Below are 19019 nucleotides of genomic sequence, written 5' to 3'. Positions count from 1 at the left end.
GATGGCGTCTATCCTGAGTCTGCTGGAAACCGCGAAACTCAACGGCCACGACCCGTATATCTGGCTGCGTGACGTATTAACGCGCTTGCCTATCTGGCCCAACAACCGGATCAGCGAACTGTTGCCTTACGCCGAAAATAGCTTTAGCTGATACCGACCAGTCTATAATGTTACTTCAGTCGCGCAATGTGAGTTCGCCGGACGCTTACCTAACATCCTGCAACTACCAGAAAGCTACCATAGCCAGAAAAGAAAAAAACCCACATTGGAACGAGGCATTATGGGCATTGGTGTCTGACTCAGAATTCTGAACGCTCTCACCAAGAATTCGTTGCCATAACAATGAAATCAATGAATAACAGTAAGTTACCTTTTCACTTCGATTCCGAATGTACACAAGTCTAAGGGCGTCGGTTCCTATATCTTGAGAACGGAATGACATTTGAGTGCGGTGATTCAATGACTCTCAGAGAGTTAATGTCAAAATCCAAAATTTGGTTGATGACGACATCATCGACTAAGAGTTCGTTAAGTAAATCATCCACCGTTTTGTTGTATGCCGATAAATAATTCTGGATTGCGTTGACTATTAGCTCCGAGCGCTCAAACGGGATGAGGTAATCGTCCTTCTCTTTTTTTGCCTCGTATTTCTTAAGCGTAATGATATGAGAGGTGTATTTGGCCTCAGTCAGTAGATCAAGTTGCCTTGCTCGGTATAACAGAGCAGCTTTGCTTACCCCCCAGCGTCCTTTAAGTTCTGAAAGCATACGCCAATCCATTCTTGCTCCAACCTTGAACTCTTTTATGAATACTGTTCTTGGCAGAAGAAAAGCACTGGCAAAACGGTTTGCTTGAGACTCTGTGAGCTTGCAACCGGTCTGAATACCTTGATGCATAACCAAGTGACCAAGCTCATGGGCTATATCAAATCTCAGGCGTCCTGGGCTATCTTTGGCATCATTTCTAACAATGATTGGCCTTCTGATTACACTTGAAAGTGCATCAACATCAGAAGATATTCCTCGGAAGAATGTTACAACTGCACCGGAACGTTCGACCAAACGAGTCGTATTAGATATAGGGCCGAATCCTAACTGCCAATAGTTTCTTGTATATTCAGCAGCCTGCTCTACATCACTTGCAGTTTCAACGACCTTCTTACTTGATGGAAAATCCACACTTGGAAAAGTGAGGTAATTTTCTAACAGGGTGATCAATCTCATGAAGAGATCAATGCTAGCTTTTGCTCTTAATCTGGATACTTGTTTCGCTGTCCTGTTACTTCTGAAATGTACACTTTCGTCATCCAAAACTGATGAATGAGGCGTATAAAAAAATTTAGGCCGGACATGCAGCAATGTACCAAGGGTATCAAGTAACTCATCCGTAGGGTGCTTAACTCCAGTTTCAAGTTGATGGATGAATTGCTTAGATTTACCGACACTATCAGCGATGTCAGATAAAGTTAGCCCGCTTATTAAGCGAGCTAATTTGATGTTGTAGCCGATAAATTCGCTATCGAACTTAACTTTTTTCATTGGTCATCTGGTGAATCTTCATCGAGTTTATCGTTAACTTGTTTTTTCACACTTTTCTGAGGCACTTTGGCCACAGCAGGGGAAAGCTCAACAGCTTCATGTTCCGTGTCATCAACACTGGTTGCAAAGGCAACCTTGTTAGCGTATTCCCAAACGCAAACCGCTTCTTTTAACTCATTAAAGCCAACAAAGTAAATATTGTAATCACGTTCATCTTCCAGACTTTCACTTACTTCGACAAAAAAGCGCCAAACTGAAGGTTTTCTAGCCTGTTCACTGCAAGAAGAACCATCAAAATCCATTTCCATCTGGCTTTCGATGATGAATTTCTCTCTCTGGATTGCCTCTGTGCCAGATACCAATAAAGTAGCGGGTTTACGAGGAGACTTATGCTCATCACGAGCAAAACGGAATGGAAGCCCTTCAATTGACATAACTAACCGATTACTGCCATCAGAGATTGTTAGCCAGTTGTATTTCAGTGCTAGTAACTTCAGCTTATTTTTTTGTCTGTCAAAACGAGTACAACCTCGTGAGTACCCAGAATCGTATGTAGATTGTAGGTCATCTTCCGTTGTGTAACATTCTTCAAGCAGCGCTTTTGCTAAGACATTTAAACGCTCTTCAGTAAGTACCTGCTCAAAATGCTGAGGATGAGGTGTGGACATTACTAGTTGGCCTTTTTTCGTAATCGTAAACCAAAATTTATGGTGAAAATTAGAATGAGTCAAGCCAGAAAGGAAAAAAAACAAGATAAGTCAAGCTTTGGCAGATCTTGCATTCAAAACCTCCTTTAGATAGACGTTGTGGAGGTCCATAGCTACTTTTGAGTGGAATTGCGCGATGGTTAGCTTCTCATGTTCACAAGCTGATTTTTATCCTTATTGACCTATTGTCCGTAGGTTAGGATACAAACTGTTAGAATGTCTACCCAATAGTTATCGCCCACTGTAAAGTTTGCGTGCCGGTTTCTCGTACTTATTAGTCTGTCAAATTTACTGGCCTCTCTTGTCAGTAAGGGGAGATTATACTCCTTCTTATCTATGCGACAGCCTCTCCAAAAAGTGTCCAAAATAGCGTTGTATAAAGCACGCTGGAGTCAATATGGTAGTCGATGAAATCATCGTGATTTTAAAAAACATAATAATATAATTATTTTCGAGTCAGGCTTTCGCACCATTGTATAAAATTAAGTCACCTCAGGGTCGGTAGCTGTCAACCTCGATTGCCAGCGCTTTCCGATTAAAATCACCGACTATGTTAAATAAGACTAAATTCAGGGGGGACTACACAGAAGAGGCCTGCGCGAAAGTCACTGCAATATGCGGTGATATTTCCTGGGCTGTTTTTCCGCAAGTGCCGATCACAGCACATTCCTAAAGCAGGTTGATATTTCACGGAGAAACAGTGCATCTGGTGTTATCGCCGGGCGTTCACTGTGGAAAGATTGTATTTCCCTTGATCGAAATGTTTCCAAAGAAAAATTATCATCAATTGCAGTATCTCGATTATGGGATATCCAGAAATTGCTGGAAAAATACCAAGCAAAATAACTGAATGAAGCGTAATCACATATTTTGATAATCTGGCCGTGGGTTGTACAATCTGCGGCCAGAAATACGTTAAAATAATCAATACATTCCCCGGCAATTTTCAGGCACCGCCATTCGTTTGCAACGTTATCGCGCCCTAACCATACAGCGCTGGCGACGTTCATCCACCCGCTTCGCGAACCACGCCGTCGTCAATTTACGGGTGATCTTCGGGCTTTCAAGCGTAATACCCGGCAGGATTTCACGGGGAACCTTTCCTCTTGCCGATTTATCGGCCAGCGCATAAACCCGTTGATATAGCCCGGTTTTTTCAAAATCCAGACTGTTGCCTTTTTCCAGTGCGCGTCGGATCGCTGCATCGTTCATATCCAGACGTTTACCCAGTGAACGCACCGCCAGTTCTGTCGAACCCGGTTTATCGGAACCGTAGTTGATCAAATCGCCATCCAGCGTCAGCGAAATACCGCTTAACTGACTGACCGCACGCTGGAATGCCGCATTCCGGCTGGCGTACCAGCCAGCATTAAAATCAGCAAAACGGTAGAGGGGCTGTGTGTAATTCGTCGGATAACCCAGCAAATGCATAATGCCGAAGTACATTCCCCCACGCTGGCTGAATACTTCCCGGCGGATCGTGCCGTCAACCTTGTACGGATAGCCTTTGGCGTTGGCCTCGGCGAACGCAATGCTCACCTGCATCGGCCCGCCGGTATGTACAGGGTTCAGACGACCAAACAGCTTTTGCCCCATCGGCACCATATTAATGAAATCGTCAAAAACGGCGCTCAACGCTTTCTCGCTGCGAACTGTATCCAATCGCTCACTGTAACTTTTGCCATTCGGTGATTTGATTAGCAGCGCAGTACGCACCAGCAAAGCCGGGATATGCAGTTTTTCCGCACGGCGATCAATCTCCTGCCAGGCGATTTTCGATAAGCCCGGCACCTGCGGATCGGCGTTAAAAGTAGATTCCTGTTCCGTCACCGCCAATACCGAACACAGGTTCTCATTGCTGGGATCAATGCCCTGCGCGCTAAAAGCAGCAGCAATATCCGTTGCCCATCCTTGACGATCGCTGACACTGGCAGGCAACAGTTGCATAAGCCGGGCCTTGACGTCCACCGGGCGAGGCGCTGGCTCCTGCGTGGTCTGACTCGAACACCCGGCCAGTACCAACAAAGCCGCCAGACAAAGTGGGCGACATTCGTAAACACGATAATGTGACATCTTATCCCTGAGAATGAGGAGAAAGGCTGAGAAACGTTAGCTTAACCAGCGTCGCTGATCCAGTGAACAAAAAGAGAGGACGGTACACTTTTTATCGTTTTACCTGGCATCATTAATCAAATGACTGGCAGCGTTTTTCACGTCAATCAGAAAAGCCCGCCCACGAACAGCTTAAGCCGTGATAACGTAGAAAGTATCAGCCAAATGGGGGTCAGCCCGGCACGTTCCAAAAAGAGAATAAGGTGATATCGGTTATGACAAGCAAGAAAACAGCAACAACTCTGGTCGCCGCAGGGCGAAGCAAAAAATTCACGCAGGGATCGGTAAACCCAGTCATCCAACGAGCCTCCTCGCTGGTATTCGATACCGTTCAGGATAAAAAACACGCTGCCGTTAACCGGGCTAAAGGCGCGTTGTTCTATGGTCGTCGTGGCACATTGACACATTTCTCTTTGCAGGAAGCCATGACCGAACTGGAAGGCGGCGCTGGCTGTGCATTATATCCCTGTGGCGCGGCGGCGATTTCCAACGCCATCCTTTCTTTTGTGGCGGCAGGGGATCATGTGCTGGTCACCGGCTCGGTCTATGAACCTACTCAGAGTTTCTGTAACACGGTTCTCCGTAAGTTGAATGTCGGCACTACCTATTTTGATCCGTTGATCGGTGCAGGCATCAGCGAACTCATACAGGAAAACACCAAAGTGGTGTTCCTTGAATCTCCCGGTTCCATCACCATGGAAGTTCAGGATATCCCGGCGATTGTGCAGGCCGTTCGCCGTATCAATCCGGAAATCGTTATCATTATGGATAATACCTGGGCGGCGGGTGTTCTGTTCAAAGCGCTGGAGTTTGACATCGATATCTCTGTGCAGTCCGGCACAAAGTACATTGTGGGCCATTCTGATGCCATGCTGGGTACAGCCGTCGCAAATGAACGCTGCTGGGTTCAGCTACGCGAGCATTCCTATCTGATGGGGCAAATGGTTGATGCCGATACCGCCTATGTCGCCAGCCGCGGCCTGCGTACCCTGGGGATCAGACTTAAACAGCATCAGGAAAGCAGTATTCGCATCGCAAGATGGCTATCGGAGCGCCCCGAAGTTGCCGTGGTTAATCATCCGGCCCTGCCTGAATGCAAAGGTCACGAATTCTATGTCCGTGATTTTAAGGGTTGTAATGGCTTGTTTTCATTTGTATTGAAAGAGAGGCTGAACAGCAAGCAGTTGGCCCATTATCTGGATAACTTTGAACACTTCAGTATGGCGTATTCATGGGGCGGCTTTGAATCGCTGATTCTGGCCAATCAGCCGGATGATTTGGCAACGATCCGACCGGTTGCCGGCGTTGACTTCAGCGGCACCCTGATTCGGTTACATATTGGACTTGAAGACTGTGATGATTTAATTGACGATTTGGCTACCGGATTTAACAGAATTCAGGAAGTGTGACCATTACAGCCCCCTATCCCTTGATTTAACTGCATCGGGAAAGGTAAAGCGTGTATCATAGAAAGCGATAAACTCTTACTAAAACCGCTTTACCTTAACTGAAATAAGCATATAGGCCTGCGCGGATATCAACGCACTAAGCACCCTATGCGTGGGTATTTATTTTGTTCCGTTTTCCTTGGGGCTTCAGTCATCTGGCAGGAAGTAATATGAGCATGGTTCATGAAATTATTCAGGCGCTATGGCAGCAGGATTTCAGCGCGCTGGCCGATCCCCATGTAATTTGGGTGATTTACGGTATTTTATTTACAACCCTGTTTCTGGAAAATGGTTTACTGCCAGCCTCTTTTCTTCCCGGCGATAGCCTGTTATTGCTGACGGGAGCCATGATTGCCAAAGGCGTCATGAATTTTATTCCCACCATGCTGCTGCTGACCGTGGCCGCAAGCCTCGGATGCTGGTTCAGCTATCTTCAGGGCCGCTGGCTGGGTGATAGCCGGTTGGTAAAAGGCTGGCTGTTGCAGTTACCCGCCCACTATCATCAACGGGCTTATCACTTATTTCGCCATCACGGCCTGGTCGCACTGCTGATTGGCCGTTTTTTGGCATTCATCCGTACTCTGTTACCCACTATCGCGGGTATTTCCGGACTAAATAATACACGTTTTCAGATATTCAATTGGCTTAGTGGTTTCCTCTGGGTCGGCGGCATCATCACACTTGGCTACACCATGAGCCACATTCCACTGATTAAACGCTATGAAGATCAGGTGATGACTGCGCTGATTCTGCTGCCCATCATTCTGCTGGTCAGTGGGTTAATCGGCATGGCTGTGATGGTATGGCGTAAAAAACACTCCACAGCCTGATCGATCCCCATACCAATCTGTAACTGTTATAAAGAATATTCCTTAGCCCGCTAAACAATAGCATCAGTTGTCGACTAGAATTACGTCATATACCCAATATTGTAGAGGAAACCGATATCGCATCGGCCACGACATTAATGGGCTACCTATCTCCGTTACACATTGATTAACGGTCGAAAAAGGAGAGTGATATGACGCAACCCAAACTTAAGCTGGCTGACGGCAATATCATACCCCAGTTGGGACTTGGCGTCTGGCAGGCAAGTAATGAAGAAACAGTGGCTGCCGTAACCGAAGCACTCAAAACGGGGTATCGCGCTATTGATACCGCCGCCATTTATAAAAATGAAAAGGGTGTCGGTCAGGCATTACAATTAGCTGAAATTCCACGTGAAGAATTATTTATCACTACTAAGCTCTGGAACAGCGACCAGAAAAACCCACAGAAAGCATTGGAAGAAAGCCTGAGAAAGCTGCAACTGCGCTACGTGGATCTTTATCTGATTCACTGGCCACAACCACAACAAGATATTTATGTGGATGCCTGGCGAGGGTTGATTAAATTGCAGCAACAGGGGCTGGTAAAAAGCATTGGCGTCAGTAATTTTCACACCCATCACATACAACGGCTGAAAGATGAAACCGGCGTGTTGCCGGTTATCAATCAGATTGAGCTTCATCCCCTTTTCCAACAGCGCCCGCTTCACACCTGGAATGCAACCCATCGTATTCAGACCGAGTCCTGGAGCCCGCTGGCACATGGCGGCGAGGGAGTATTCGATCAGCCTATTATCCGTAAACTGGCGACCAAATATGATAAAACCCCTGCGCAAATCGTGATCCGCTGGCATCTTGATAACGGATTGGTGGTCATCCCGAAATCCGTTACGTCTTCACGCATCAGAGAAAATTTCAACGTGTTTGATTTTCGTCTGGATAAAGATGAGTTAAGCGAAATAGCTAAACTGGACTGCGGCAAGCGTCTTGGCTCCGATCCAGACACCCTGAGGAACAACTGATACCGCCTTCCTCTTCGCCGGTCAGGCTGTTTTTTTACCGGCGATATTTCATTCACGAAATGCCGCCCGTCACCTGAAACTCATATACATCACTGCGGCAATAGATTTCACAGTATTCCAGCAGATCGCCCTGTGCGTTATACGTATGCTGACGGCATAACAGTAATGACGACCCTACCGGCACTTCCAGATACCCGGCAACATCGGTCGGTGATGCCACCGCCTTTAGCCGATAGCGTTTTTTATCCGGATAAATATTTCTGGCGGCCCAGTATTGATAAAGCGAATGTTCCAGTTGTTCCGGCTCTGGTAATAGCGCCAGCGGGATCCATGTCGTTTCCAGCGATACCGGTTTCTCATTAATTAACCGAACACGCCGCAGGTTCGTCGCCAGGGTATCTTGCGGTAAAGACATTTCTTTGGCGATCGCGGCCGGGAGGTTTTTCCTGCACCTTTCCAGCCAAAGATTGCCAGCAATCCCACCCTGTTGCAGAACCAATGAGGTAAAACCCGATTCATCGTCATCCAGCGAGTAATTTAAACGCTGGCTCACTCTGGTACCAACACCTTGCTTACGCACGATTAAACCTTTTTCTTCCAATAAGGCCATCGCACGGGAAACCGTTACACGAGACAATCCAATTTGTTGAGCAATCAATCTTTCAGCAGGTAAAAATTGGCCAGATAATGCTTTTCGCCGTTCAATTTCCGACTCAAGCAGCGACGCAAGCTGCATATAACGAGGCGCTGAAGACGGTTCAGTCAGCCCGGCCCTCACCCAAAGAAGTAACTCCTGCATATCGTAGCCTTTTTATTGCGTTATCCTGCTTTCAGCATACCCAATTGTTAAACACAAATGTTGAGCCAGATTAAGGTGTAGAACAGAATCCGCCTGGCCTTAGATTGGTATCATAAAGGCCTCGAATTGGCCTTGCGAATTTAGTTTGCTTTTCATAAACTGGCGTAAGATTTGCCAACACCAGGGTCACTAAACGACCAACAAAAAAACTCTGGCGACACCATCCTTGGTTGCCTATGTAGGCGACGAAAGGTGGCGCCATCAGAATGATGACCATAGAAACAGGTTCGCCAGTATTTTGGTTGAATCGAAAACATTCTTTTCGGCTCTAATAATAGATACATATCAAACTAACGCATTCACCATATCTTTACTATATTGGACTAGTCTAATAAGCCCGTACGCTGTCGGATCCGCTGGTACCGACTAAGCTTTATGATACGTTGCAGGCAGGTATGAAAAAGGAACATGCCAACATGGGTGAAGCACGGCAAAACGAAGAAGTACAACCACAAAATAAAACATGGAAAGTCGAAAATACCGGTATTGAACGAGTACCAGAGGCCGAACGGACAGGTCGACCTCTGGAATTATTTTGGATCTGGTGTGCGGCTAATATTGGCATCCTCGGTATTGTCTACGGCGCGATTGTCGTTTCGTTCGGCCTCTCTTTTATTCAATCAATGCTTGCCGCTATTCTTGGTATAGCCAGTTTCACACTGGTAGGCTTTACCTCATTTGCTGGCCAAATCGGCCGCACCACCACACTGACGCTATCGCGCACTATTTTCGGCTTTAAAGGTAATATTGCGCCCACGGCATTCAGTTGGTTCACGCTGATGGGCTGGGAGGCCGTTAACCTCATTACCGGCACACTTACGCTGTCTGCTCTGTTTGAAGCAACGGGGCTCAACAGCAGTCATGGACTGACCGCCGTTTGCCTGCTGCTTTTTGGCGGACTGACAATTGCCGTCAGCATTCTGGGGCAGAATACGCTGATCCTGCTGCAAAGCTGGATCACCCGGATTTTCGGCACCATGACGCTGGTGGTGGTGATTTATATTCTGTTCAACACCCCCTGGCATACGGTGCTGTCACTGCCGTCCGGCGACTGGTTAACGGGATTCCTGCCCGCCGTTTCGGTGATTGCTGCCGGCACCGGCGTAGGCTGGACTATCGCTGGCGCGGATTACAGTCGCTATCAGAATCCGTCGTCTAGCCGTCGCAGCGTGTTCGCGGCTGTAGTCGGCGGCTCGGCGTTACCGTTGATACTGCTGATGCTGGCCGGTATTTTGCTGTCATCCCAATTGCCCGACCTCTCCAGTTCCGCCAACCCGATTGCGCTGATCGGCACGATATTGCCAGCCTGGATGTCCGTGCCTTACCTGTTGACCGCCACGGCGGGCATCGTGACAATTGCCGTATTAAGCCTCTATTCTGCCAGCCTTAACCTGCTGACCATCGGCGTTAAGGTGCGCCAGTCGGTTGCAGTGGCATTTGATGCCGTACTGGTCGTGGGTATCGCTATCTATATACTGTTTATTTCCGATGATTTCCTTACCCCCTTTATCTCCTTCCTGATTTTTTGCGGTTTGTTTCTCGGCCCCTGGTCTGCGGTGTTTATCCTTGATTACATCCTGCTTCGCCGTCATAACGGCTACAGCGACGAGCTGGTGTTTGGCTTAAACGGCAGAAATCTTGGCGTACGCTGGGTACCGCTCTTTTGCTGGCTGCTGGGCGCCATCGCCGGTCTGATGGTGACAAAAACCGGCTTTATTGACGGACCGCTGGCGGTGGGCATTTTCGCCGACTCCAGTTTAGGGCTGTTTATCTCATTCGGTATCAGCCTGATCGCCTACTGGTTGTACCTGCTGGTTAAACCGCAAGAGAAAGCGCGATGACAACATTTACTCCTCAACGCCCTGTCGTCGTGGTCGGCGGTGCCTGCGGCGATATGCTGATAGCACTTCCCCGCCTGCCGCTCAGAGGTGAAGATATCGAGGGCAAAGATCTCGGCCAGCAGATTGGCGGCTGCGCGTTCAACGTGGCCCGTGTCCTATACCGTCTCAACGTTCCGATAATCAACGGTATGCCGGTCGGTAACGGGCCGTGGGGAAAGGCTGTCGAAACCGCTATGACGGAAATGAGCCTGCCGGTCTTGTTGCGTAATACGGAAATGGATAACGGCTGGTGCCTGGCGATGACGGAGCCTGATGGCGAGCGGACATTCATCGGCATGACCGGGTGTGAGGCACACTGTAGCCGGGAAATGCTGCAACGGCTGACGCTGCCAGAAAATGCGCTGCTGTACCTGAATGGCTATGAATTGTTCGGTACAGGCGGACAAGCATTGCGCGAATGGACGCTGGAGCAGACACAGCAAAAGCTGATTGATTTAGGCCCACGCTTACCGTTTATCCCATCGGACTTTATTACGGCGCTGTCTGGCAGCAACTCTATCCTGACCTTAAACCGCGATGAGACAAAACAGCTCTGCGGAGACGGCGATGTGGTTTCACAAGCCATGCGTTATGCGCAATGCAGCGGTTTAACGTTGATTTGTCGGCTGGATAAGGAAGGGGCCTGGATTTGCCCTCCTGATGGTAAGCCGACAGCGATCGCGGCCTACCCGGTGAAGGTCGTGGATACTATTGGTGCAGGCGACGCGCACAGTGGTGGTCTACTGGCTGGCTTATCATCGAACTGGCCGCTGGATGATGCCGTCAACCTGGCAAATCAGGTAGCAGCCTGCGTAGTATCCCTCCAGGGTGCGGCTGGCGCGCCGGACTGGGATACACTGCGCCAATATTTTCCTGACGCTAGTCCGCAGCGGACTGGTTAACCATCAGACCGGAGGCTGCTGAACAATAAGTTGCCCGGTTGAGCCGTGATCGGCCATTTCCAGCGTCTGGCTGTAGTAGAGGAAGGGAAAAGCCAGTGATGATGGTTGGGTGAAATAAACCAGCAGTTCGACATCGCTATCAACCCAAACCGTATCCTTCCAGCCGCTATCCTCTATCGGTACCGCCCCGCCGTTAATACTACGCAACAAAAACTTCACCCCCTGAATATGGAATGACTGAGGCGTATCCGCATGAATAAGCCAACGCTCACAGCGGCCAAGTTGGGTCTGGACATCGGCGCGGGTCATATCCCATATTGCGCCATTGATGCCCGGCAGGTTGTCACCCAGACGAAACTCACGCGTGCGGCTGATACTGCCTTCGATAATATTATCCGCCAGCAGGCGCATCGGCAGATTATCGGTCACCAGGGGTAATAACCCCGTCGGCTTAAGCGTTAGTATCTGCGTCGAAATTAAAATGCTGGACGGTTCAAACAGCCCGCGCAGACGATCCATAATGCCGGCTGACTCACCCGCGGTAAGCGTAACCTCTTCCCCTTGCGACATATCAATCAGGATTTCCCGCCGTTCGCCAGGCGCCAGAGAAAGTTGATTCGTCGCCATCGGGGCAGGCAGTAGCCCCTGATCGCTGGCGATAACGTGAATCGGTCGTCCGTCACTCAACCGCATAACATAACGGCGGGCATTCGATGCATTAACTAGCCGCAATCGTACCCAGCCACGGGACACCTCAACATAGGGATTCTGCACGCCATTAACCAGCAGCGTATCGCCGACAAAACCGCCACTGCCAGGTGGGTTATAAATCGGCACGCCAAAGTTATCCAGCCGCTTATCCTGAATAATCAGCGGAAAGTCATCCACGCCATAATGATTGGGAAGCGGTAATGATTTACTGGTGCTGTCTTCCACCAGCCAGAGACCCGCCAGCCCGTTGTAAATATGAGGAGCCATACGGTTTGGCGTGTTTGCATGATACCAACAGGAGGTTGATGGCTGCCGGATCGGCAATACAGGCGACCAGTCCATACCCGGCGATATAATACGGGCAGCCCCTCCCATCAGCGAACCGGAAACCTGTAATCCGCTGATCGTCATGGATACCGGTTCATTGAGCCGATTACTGTAAATCAGCTTAACGTCATCCCCATCAAACACCCGCACAGTCGGCCCCAGATATCGTCCGTTTATGCCCCAGACTGACGCCTTACGATCGCCGGTGAAAGCCCAATGGGCACGTTGCATGGTCAGAAACAGAGGTTGACCCCGGCGCGACTCCAGCAATGGGGGGATCGGTAATGGGGTTGCCGCTCCACTGACTCGCGCCGACAAAGGCTGACTCCCCGCCCACAACGCAAAACCCGATGCCTGTATAAACTGACGCCGGCTGAGTGACATAGTTGCTCCGTAAATCTGTTAAACCGTATGCAAAATTCAGCTTCCGAACGAGGGTACGCAAGATATAAATTCCTGACCCGAACGTTCAAAACCACGATCAATAATCAAACTACCCTCAACAGCGATATTGCCGGGTTTCATCGCGGATCAAAGGTTGCCGGCTGGCTTATTTTTTTCTGCCGCCTCGCGTTCTGCGACTTCTGCGTCTAACTGCGCCAGTTTGGCCACCATAATGTCATGACAGTGCGCGGCCAGTTCACGTACCTGCTCTTTAGTGTAGGAACGGGTATCGATCGGTGGCAACATTTCCACGATGACATAGCCATTATTCCAGCGATTCAGTTTTATTTTATTACTAGTGGTGGAAACGCAAATCGGCACGATCGGCACTTCCGCACTAATGGCGGCATGAAATGCCCCGGTTTTAAACGGCAGCAGCCCACGTCCGCGGCTGCGTGTTCCTTCCGGGAACATCCAGATGGAGATATTTTTCTCTTTGATATGCTTAACCACCTGAGCAATGGTGCCATGCGCTTTGGTGCGGTTTTCGCGGTCAATCAGCAGATTACCGGTCAGCCAATACAGCGGGCCGAAGAAAGGGATCCACAGCAGGCTTTTCTTACCCACGGTAACCGTGCCTGGTTGAACTGCATTTGATGCTGTGACCATATCGTAATTATTCTGGTGGTTTGCGATATAGATACAGTTACCATAATGCGCCGCCTCTTCCGGTATCCGCATTTCTACTTTTAAACCGAAAACCACCGACAGGCGACCGAAAAGACGACCGAATGTCGAGACATGATGTGGATTTTTAGGGCTGAAAAGACAGTAGATAGAGCCAAAAATACAGATCAGAAGCGAAAATACAATCACCACAATAAAACGAAGAATGAATAACATAACAACCTCATTAGCCAACAGCCGCCGCTAGTATAGCGGCTTCGCTATAAAACACACGGTGATTCCTTTTATAAAATAGTCGGTTTTCCCGCTGCATTGTGCGGAAGGCTGGCGATCTGTTCATTAGGTGAAACGAGAAAGGATCAAGACAGAGCGGGGAAAGCGCAACATCATATTGTCGCGTTTTCCCGGCGTTGATTATTTACTCTTCGCTACTGCCGTCGCCAGCCTGTTTAGGCGCATCGACATCAATGCGGTCAATACGTTGCAAACCACGCAGCAATGTGCCTTTCCGGCCACGTTCAGAGTAATATTTCTGTAGCTCGTTCGCACGCAGGGCCAGCTTGCGTTTACCAAAGTATAGCGTCACCGATGCCTGCGGCGGCAACAGCAGCAGCCAGCTTAGGCGATCCTTGCCGCTGGCGAAATCCGCTGACGAAATAGACACGATTTTATTGCCTTTCCCCTTCGACAGTTGCGGTAAGTCAGAAACCGGGAACAGCAGCATCCGGCCTGCGGCGGTGATCGCCAACAACATATTGTCATCACCGTTGATCTCCAGCGGCGGCAGTACCCTGGCATTGTCCGGCAGGGTGATAATCGCTTTCCCTGCACGGTTACGCGCCACCAGATCGTTAAAGGTGCAGACAAACCCATAACCGGCATCAGAAGCCATCAGCAGCGGTTGATCGTCTGCGGCCATCAGTACCTGCTCAATGGTCGCCCCCGGCGGCGGCGTCAGTTTGCCGGTCAACGGCTCACCCTGGCCGCGCGCTGATGGCAGCGTTAACGGATCGAGCGCATAGCTGCGGCCAGTCGAATCGATAAACACCACCGGCTGGTTGGTTTTACCGCGGGCGGCGGAACGGAAGCTATCGCCCGCTTTATAACTCAGCCCGGCGGGATCAATATCATGTCCTTTGGCGCTGCGTACCCAGCCCATCTCCGACAACACGATAGTGACAGGTTCAGAAGGCACGAAGTCATGTTCGCTCATGGCCTTCGCTTCACCACGCTCTTTCAGCGGTGAACGACGATCATCACCGTGGGTCTGCGCATCGGCCTGAATTTCTTTTTTCAGCAAATTACTCAGCTTGCGTTCGGATGCCAGTAACGCCTGTAGTTGATCGCGCTCTTTAGCCAGCTCATCCTGCTCGCCACGGATTTTCATCTCTTCCAGTTTGGCCAAATGACGTAATTTCAGTTCCAGAATCGCTTCGGCCTGCGTTTCGCTCAGGCTGAACTGGCGCATCAATACCGGCTTAGGCTCGTCTTCCGTGCGGATGATGTGGATCACCTCATCAATATTCAGGAACGCAACCAGCAACCCTTCCAGAATATGCAGGCGCTTAAGCACCTTTTCCAGTCGGTAATTCAACCGGCGGCGCACCGTATCACGACGGAATACCAGCCATTCAGTCAGAATTTCCACCAGCCCTTTAACCGCCGGGCGGCCATCCAGACCGATCATATTCATATTGATGCGATAGCTTTTTTCCAGATCGGTGGTGGCGAACAGATGGTTCATTACCTGATCCAGATCGATACGGTTAGAGCGTGGCACCAGCACTAAACGGGTGGGATTTTCATGGTCGGATTCATCGCGCAGATCTTCGATCATCGGTAATTTTTTGGCGCGCATCTGGCTGGCTATCTGCTCCAGCACTTTGGCCCCCGAAACCTGATGAGGCAGCGCGGTGATCACCACATCGCCATCCTCCTTCTTCCAGATGGCGCGCATACGCACCGAACCACGCCCGTTCTGGTAAATTTTACGCACTTCATCACGCGGGGTAATGATTTCCGCTTCTGTCGGGAAATCGGGCCCCTGAACGTGCTGTAACAAATCTTCCAGTGAAGAGTCAGGTTTATCAATCAGCGCCACCGCCGCCGCGGCAACTTCACGCACGTTATGCGGCGGAATGTCGGTTGCCATACCGACGGCGATCCCGGTAGTGCCGTTAAGCAGAATATTCGGCAGACGGGCAGGCAGCATTTTCGGCTCCTGCATCGTACCGTCAAAGTTCGGCACATAGTCAACCGTCCCCTGCCCCAATTCATTAAGTAGAATTTCAGCATATTTGGACAACCGGGATTCGGTATAGCGCATTGCCGCGAATGATTTCGGATCGTCCGGCGCGCCCCAGTTCCCCTGCCCGTCCACCAGCGGGTAGCGATAGGAGAATGGCTGCGCCATTAACACCATAGCTTCGTAACAGGCGCCGTCGCCGTGCGGGTGATATTTACCTAACACGTCGCCAACGGTACGGGCGGATTTTTTAAATTTGGCGCTGGAATTCAGGCCCAGCTCCGACATGGCATAAACAATGCGGCGCTGTACCGGCTTCAGACCATCACCGATAAACGGTAATGCCCTGTCCATAATGACGTACATGGAGTAGTTCAGGTAAGCATTTTCAGTAAACGTGTGCAGCGCAAGGCTTTCTGCGCCGTCATGCGTTATCTCGCTCATTTATCTCATTTCCTCACATCGCAACGCGATTATTGCTCTTTCCGACGGCGGTCTGTTTGGCGGGAATAGTACCTTATCCGGCCATGCTCTGTCACAGAGAACAGAGACCCGCGACAGCTAAAGGCTGCTTGGCTTAATAAGCAGGAATGACGGCGGCATGACATTTTTATTAAGAGTTCTTAATAAAATCACAATTGAAAAAGAGAATGATAACTTTTAATGTTTTGATAACAATTATCATTACGATAATTTCGTGTTGTTATTAAACACAGACTTCATTCCTGCTGAAGTCTATTGCCAGCGTGACCATGCCTTTGGTCGCTGGCCGGACAGCCGCCTATCAACAGAGTATCACTATGTTAATAAATAAGAATCTCAAAAAAATCATCCTCACCGGGATAGTGGCGGGTACAGCGTTGAACAGCGCTGCCGCCAACAGTCAAACCGCCTCGCAGACTAATCCGGCCCACGAGTCAGAACCGACAGGCGACGTAATGACCGTTTATGCGCCTGAAATCGAGAAAAAAGCGGGTTCTTCCGTCACGCTGACGGCTGACGACATGCAGAAAAACGGCGGTAATGATTTTGGCACCATTATGCGCTACCAGCCATTGATTAGCGCGACCGGCGCCAGCGGCGGTTCGACTGCAGGTAAAAGCGGCTTCGATCGCAGTGGTTATACCGGCTACAATATCCGCGGGATAGAAAGTAACCGTGTGGCCATCGATGTTGACGGCATCAGCCTGCCCAATGCCACCGGGCGCAGTTACGCCAGCCGTGCAGGATTCAATACGTTTGGGATGGGAAGAGACTACATCGACCCTTATATGTACGGACGGGTTAATATTGAGTCTGGCGTCACCTCTGCCGAGCGCGCAAATAATGCGCTTGGCGGTGCGGTATCTTTCCTGCCTAAATCAGCCGATGACTATCTGTCGGCCAGCAAACATTCATACTTTGGCTTCCAGAGTGATTACGACTCTGCCAACCATGGTTGGCATAACGGCATCACCGCCGCAGGTGGTGATGCCGAATTGCGCGGAATTATAGTGATCAGCCGCCGTGACGGGCAGGAAACCGAAAACAACAGCGGAACTATCGATGCGTATCCGGTCAACTGGCATTCGAACGCCATCATGGCTTCCGCCATCTGGCAACCGAATGACCAACACCAGTTCACCGGCACGGTGGATTACTATCATAAAACCAACCATACCCATTATGATTACTGGGGCAACGATCCGGTCAACAACACCATTGACGGCACCGCGCAGCAAAGCAGCCAGACCCGCCGCTGGAACATCAGCCTGAAAGATCGCTGGACACCGGTTAACAACACCCTGGTCGATCTTGTCGATAGCCGCATTTTCTTCCAGAACAGTGAATCACACGACAATACCTTGCTGCCAACGGCTCAAGAGGTGTTTTCCTCTCACGACAGTTATCGGGTTTATTCTGACTATAATGTCAAAACCTATGGACTGGAAACCCGTATGGTAAAAGCCTGGGATCGGCATGAATTCAGTTGGGGCTTCAACGCCAGCGAATCCAAAACCGATCGTCCGTTCAGACAAGATCCTATCCAGACCAGCGCCAATAACATCATGCAACCGGAGGCGAACAGCGAGAGCTATACCGTCGGCGGTTTCATACAGGACACCATCACCTGGGATCTGGCCGGGCACAATTTCGCCGTGGTTCCCGCCGCACGCGTGGTGCATCAACGCACAAAACCGGTGGATTTGAACAGTCTGAGCGTTGACAGCAGCGTTATTGACACCTCTGACGTCAACAACCTCTACAGCAAAGCCAACAGCGACACTCAGGTACTACCTTCCCTGAGTTTCCTCTATGACATCACGCCGAAGCTGACCACCTATCTGCAATATAAGCGCGGTGCCCAGTTCCCGGACGCCAGCCAGCTTTACGGCTCCTGGAGTCTGGACGCCAACTATGCGGGGCCGTTCCAGTATGCCTTTATCGGCAACAGCGATCTTGACACCGAAACCAGCAATAATTTTGAATGGGGCCTGAAAGGTGAAGCAACGGAAGGCGTGACGTTCCGCACCTCGTTGTTTTACAACACCTATAAAAACTTTATTGCCAACACCCGATATACCCGCGCTGGCAATCCTGACAAATTTGTCAATGTCCCCAGCAATATCAATACGACCTTTCAAGCGGAAAACCGCGACAAAGCCTATATCTACGGAGGTGAAATCAGTACCAAGATCAACTTTGGCACCTGGTTCCCCTCTGTTGACGGCCTGAGCACCACGCTGGCATTCGGTTACACCAAAGGCGCGGCCAAATCCAGCTATTTGGGCGACAAATACATCGACCTGGACAGCGTGGCACCGATGAAAGCCGTAGTGGGTATTGCCTATGATGATCCAGACCAGCGTTACGGCGCGGCGTTAACCTCTACCTTCCAGAAAGGCAGACAAGCAGAGGATACAAACAGGCAGAGCTATAACAATACCGGTACGGCCATTACGGATTCGACGGTCGAATATATGCGCGTTCCCGGTTATGGCTTGATTGACCTCACTGCATACTGGCGCGTACTGCCCAATGTGAAACTGAGCGGCGGTGTCTACAACATCACCGATCGTAAATACTGGGATTACCTGAGCAGCCGTAATATTGAAACGGCTACGGCGCAGGATCGATACGAACAGGCGTTAGCCGTAGCGCCAGGCCGCACCTTCCAGCTTGGCGTTAATGTTGATTTCTGATTAACAGAACAACAGGCGGAACCCATGTGTTCCGCCTGTTATTAGGCTAAACACCCCAAAGCCCCTCAAACGGCATTTATCCCGCCATCGTATTATTGCGTTTCAGCCAACTGTGTTGTGCCAATACGTATATTCCTCTCTTCCGCCAAAGCGCCTAAACTACGTCAACACGCTATGTAATCACGAAT

The 19019-nt window shown here is 49.9% G+C and carries 14 protein-coding genes; 7 read left to right on the top strand and 7 right to left on the bottom strand.

Translation table 11 applies throughout. The features are described 5' to 3' along the window. On the top strand, window positions 1–151 hold a 151-nt coding region (locus tag BIY29_RS02995), incomplete at its 5' end, for a transposase domain-containing protein (protein ID WP_147437134.1). A 250-nt stretch (window positions 152–401) separates the two neighbouring features. Here BIY29_RS02995 and BIY29_RS02990 read toward each other — a convergent pair. The 3 genes from BIY29_RS02990 to BIY29_RS02975 form a co-directional block, all read right to left on the bottom strand. Then, window positions 402–1538, bottom strand: coding sequence for a helix-turn-helix domain-containing protein (locus BIY29_RS02990; protein ID WP_121573630.1), 1137 nt, complete (start codon window positions 1536–1538; stop codon window positions 402–404). Further along, window positions 1535–2206, bottom strand: coding sequence for a hypothetical protein (locus tag BIY29_RS02985; protein WP_147437133.1), 672 nt, complete (start codon window positions 2204–2206; stop codon window positions 1535–1537). The genes BIY29_RS02990 and BIY29_RS02985 overlap by 4 nt, the downstream gene beginning before the upstream one ends. 1011 nt (window positions 2207–3217) lie before the next feature. Beyond that, window positions 3218–4318 carry a DUF1615 domain-containing protein gene (locus BIY29_RS02975; RefSeq protein ID WP_121573626.1) on the bottom strand — a complete coding sequence of 367 codons (1101 nt, stop codon included), beginning with the start codon at window positions 4316–4318 and terminating at the stop codon, window positions 3218–3220. 254 nt (window positions 4319–4572) lie between these two features. Between BIY29_RS02975 and metC the strand changes: the two genes are divergently transcribed. The 3 genes from metC (at window position 4573) to dkgA (ending at window position 7654) form a co-directional block, all read left to right on the top strand. Continuing rightward, window positions 4573–5766 carry a cystathionine beta-lyase gene (gene metC, locus BIY29_RS02970; protein ID WP_121573624.1) on the top strand — a complete coding sequence of 398 codons (1194 nt, stop codon included), beginning with the start codon at window positions 4573–4575 and terminating at the stop codon, window positions 5764–5766. Between the two features lie 209 nt (window positions 5767–5975). Beyond that, window positions 5976–6635 (top strand): DedA family protein, encoded by a 660-nt coding sequence (locus BIY29_RS02965; protein ID WP_121573622.1) that lies wholly within the window; start codon window positions 5976–5978, stop codon window positions 6633–6635. Window positions 6636–6826: 191 nt separating this feature from the next. Beyond that, on the top strand, window positions 6827–7654 hold the full coding sequence (gene dkgA / locus BIY29_RS02960; RefSeq protein WP_121573620.1) for a 2,5-didehydrogluconate reductase DkgA: 828 nt from the start codon (window positions 6827–6829) through the stop codon (window positions 7652–7654). A 52-nt stretch (window positions 7655–7706) separates the two neighbouring features. Here the strand turns inward: dkgA and BIY29_RS02955 are convergent, their stop codons facing one another. Continuing rightward, window positions 7707–8453, bottom strand: a complete 747-nt coding sequence (locus BIY29_RS02955) for a GntR family transcriptional regulator (protein WP_121573618.1) — start codon at window positions 8451–8453, stop codon at window positions 7707–7709. A 476-nt stretch (window positions 8454–8929) separates the two neighbouring features. On the opposite strand from BIY29_RS02955, the gene BIY29_RS02950 reads away from it, so the two are divergent. Both BIY29_RS02950 and BIY29_RS02945 read left to right on the top strand, forming a co-directional pair. Then, window positions 8930–10354 carry a purine-cytosine permease family protein gene (locus tag BIY29_RS02950; protein ID WP_121573649.1) on the top strand — a complete coding sequence of 475 codons (1425 nt, stop codon included), beginning with the start codon at window positions 8930–8932 and terminating at the stop codon, window positions 10352–10354. After that, window positions 10351–11295, top strand: a complete 945-nt coding sequence (locus BIY29_RS02945) for a PfkB family carbohydrate kinase (RefSeq protein ID WP_121573616.1) — start codon at window positions 10351–10353, stop codon at window positions 11293–11295. Before BIY29_RS02950 ends, BIY29_RS02945 begins: the two co-directional genes overlap by 4 nt. A 3-nt stretch (window positions 11296–11298) precedes the next feature. Here BIY29_RS02945 and ftsP read toward each other — a convergent pair whose 3' ends face one another. From ftsP to parC, 3 genes are all read right to left on the bottom strand, one after another. Further along, window positions 11299–12717 (bottom strand): cell division protein FtsP, encoded by a 1419-nt coding sequence (gene ftsP / locus BIY29_RS02940; RefSeq protein ID WP_121573614.1) that lies wholly within the window; start codon window positions 12715–12717, stop codon window positions 11299–11301. 147 nt (window positions 12718–12864) lie between these two features. Next, on the bottom strand, window positions 12865–13620 hold the full coding sequence (locus BIY29_RS02935; protein WP_121573612.1) for a 1-acylglycerol-3-phosphate O-acyltransferase: 756 nt from the start codon (window positions 13618–13620) through the stop codon (window positions 12865–12867). 202 nt (window positions 13621–13822) lie between these two features. Next, window positions 13823–16093, bottom strand: a complete 2271-nt coding sequence (gene parC, locus BIY29_RS02930; protein ID WP_121573610.1) for a DNA topoisomerase IV subunit A — start codon at window positions 16091–16093, stop codon at window positions 13823–13825. Between the two features lie 356 nt (window positions 16094–16449). Between parC and BIY29_RS02925 the strand changes: the two genes are divergently transcribed. Continuing rightward, window positions 16450–18831 carry a TonB-dependent receptor domain-containing protein gene (locus BIY29_RS02925; RefSeq protein WP_121573647.1) on the top strand — a complete coding sequence of 794 codons (2382 nt, stop codon included), beginning with the start codon at window positions 16450–16452 and terminating at the stop codon, window positions 18829–18831. Window positions 18832–19019: the final 188 nt, after the last annotated feature.

The sequence above is a fragment of the Brenneria alni genome (genome assembly GCF_003666245.1).
GTDB classification, from domain to species: domain Bacteria; phylum Pseudomonadota; class Gammaproteobacteria; order Enterobacterales; family Enterobacteriaceae; genus Brenneria; species Brenneria alni.
The sequence above is the reverse complement of the archived record's forward strand: the minus strand, read 5'-3'. Positions and strand labels throughout refer to the sequence as shown.

What these genes read in the sequence shown, in the direction of transcription:
- BIY29_RS02990 (WP_121573630.1), bottom strand. Translation starts at nt 1,538, where the DNA reads ATGAAAAAAGTTAAGTTCGATAGCGAATTTATCGGCTACAACATCAAA.
- BIY29_RS02985 (WP_147437133.1), bottom strand. Translation starts at nt 2,206, where the DNA reads ATGTCCACACCTCATCCTCAGCATTTTGAGCAGGTACTTACTGAAGAG.
- BIY29_RS02975 (WP_121573626.1), bottom strand. Translation starts at nt 4,318, where the DNA reads ATGTCACATTATCGTGTTTACGAATGTCGCCCACTTTGTCTGGCGGCT.
- metC (WP_121573624.1), top strand. Translation starts at nt 4,573, where the DNA reads ATGACAAGCAAGAAAACAGCAACAACTCTGGTCGCCGCAGGGCGAAGC.
- BIY29_RS02965 (WP_121573622.1), top strand. Translation starts at nt 5,976, where the DNA reads ATGAGCATGGTTCATGAAATTATTCAGGCGCTATGGCAGCAGGATTTC.
- dkgA (WP_121573620.1), top strand. Translation starts at nt 6,827, where the DNA reads ATGACGCAACCCAAACTTAAGCTGGCTGACGGCAATATCATACCCCAG.
- BIY29_RS02955 (WP_121573618.1), bottom strand. Translation starts at nt 8,453, where the DNA reads ATGCAGGAGTTACTTCTTTGGGTGAGGGCCGGGCTGACTGAACCGTCT.
- BIY29_RS02950 (WP_121573649.1), top strand. Translation starts at nt 8,930, where the DNA reads ATGGGTGAAGCACGGCAAAACGAAGAAGTACAACCACAAAATAAAACA.
- BIY29_RS02945 (WP_121573616.1), top strand. Translation starts at nt 10,351, where the DNA reads ATGACAACATTTACTCCTCAACGCCCTGTCGTCGTGGTCGGCGGTGCC.
- ftsP (WP_121573614.1), bottom strand. Translation starts at nt 12,717, where the DNA reads ATGTCACTCAGCCGGCGTCAGTTTATACAGGCATCGGGTTTTGCGTTG.
- BIY29_RS02935 (WP_121573612.1), bottom strand. Translation starts at nt 13,620, where the DNA reads ATGTTATTCATTCTTCGTTTTATTGTGGTGATTGTATTTTCGCTTCTG.
- parC (WP_121573610.1), bottom strand. Translation starts at nt 16,093, where the DNA reads ATGAGCGAGATAACGCATGACGGCGCAGAAAGCCTTGCGCTGCACACG.
- BIY29_RS02925 (WP_121573647.1), top strand. Translation starts at nt 16,450, where the DNA reads ATGTTAATAAATAAGAATCTCAAAAAAATCATCCTCACCGGGATAGTG.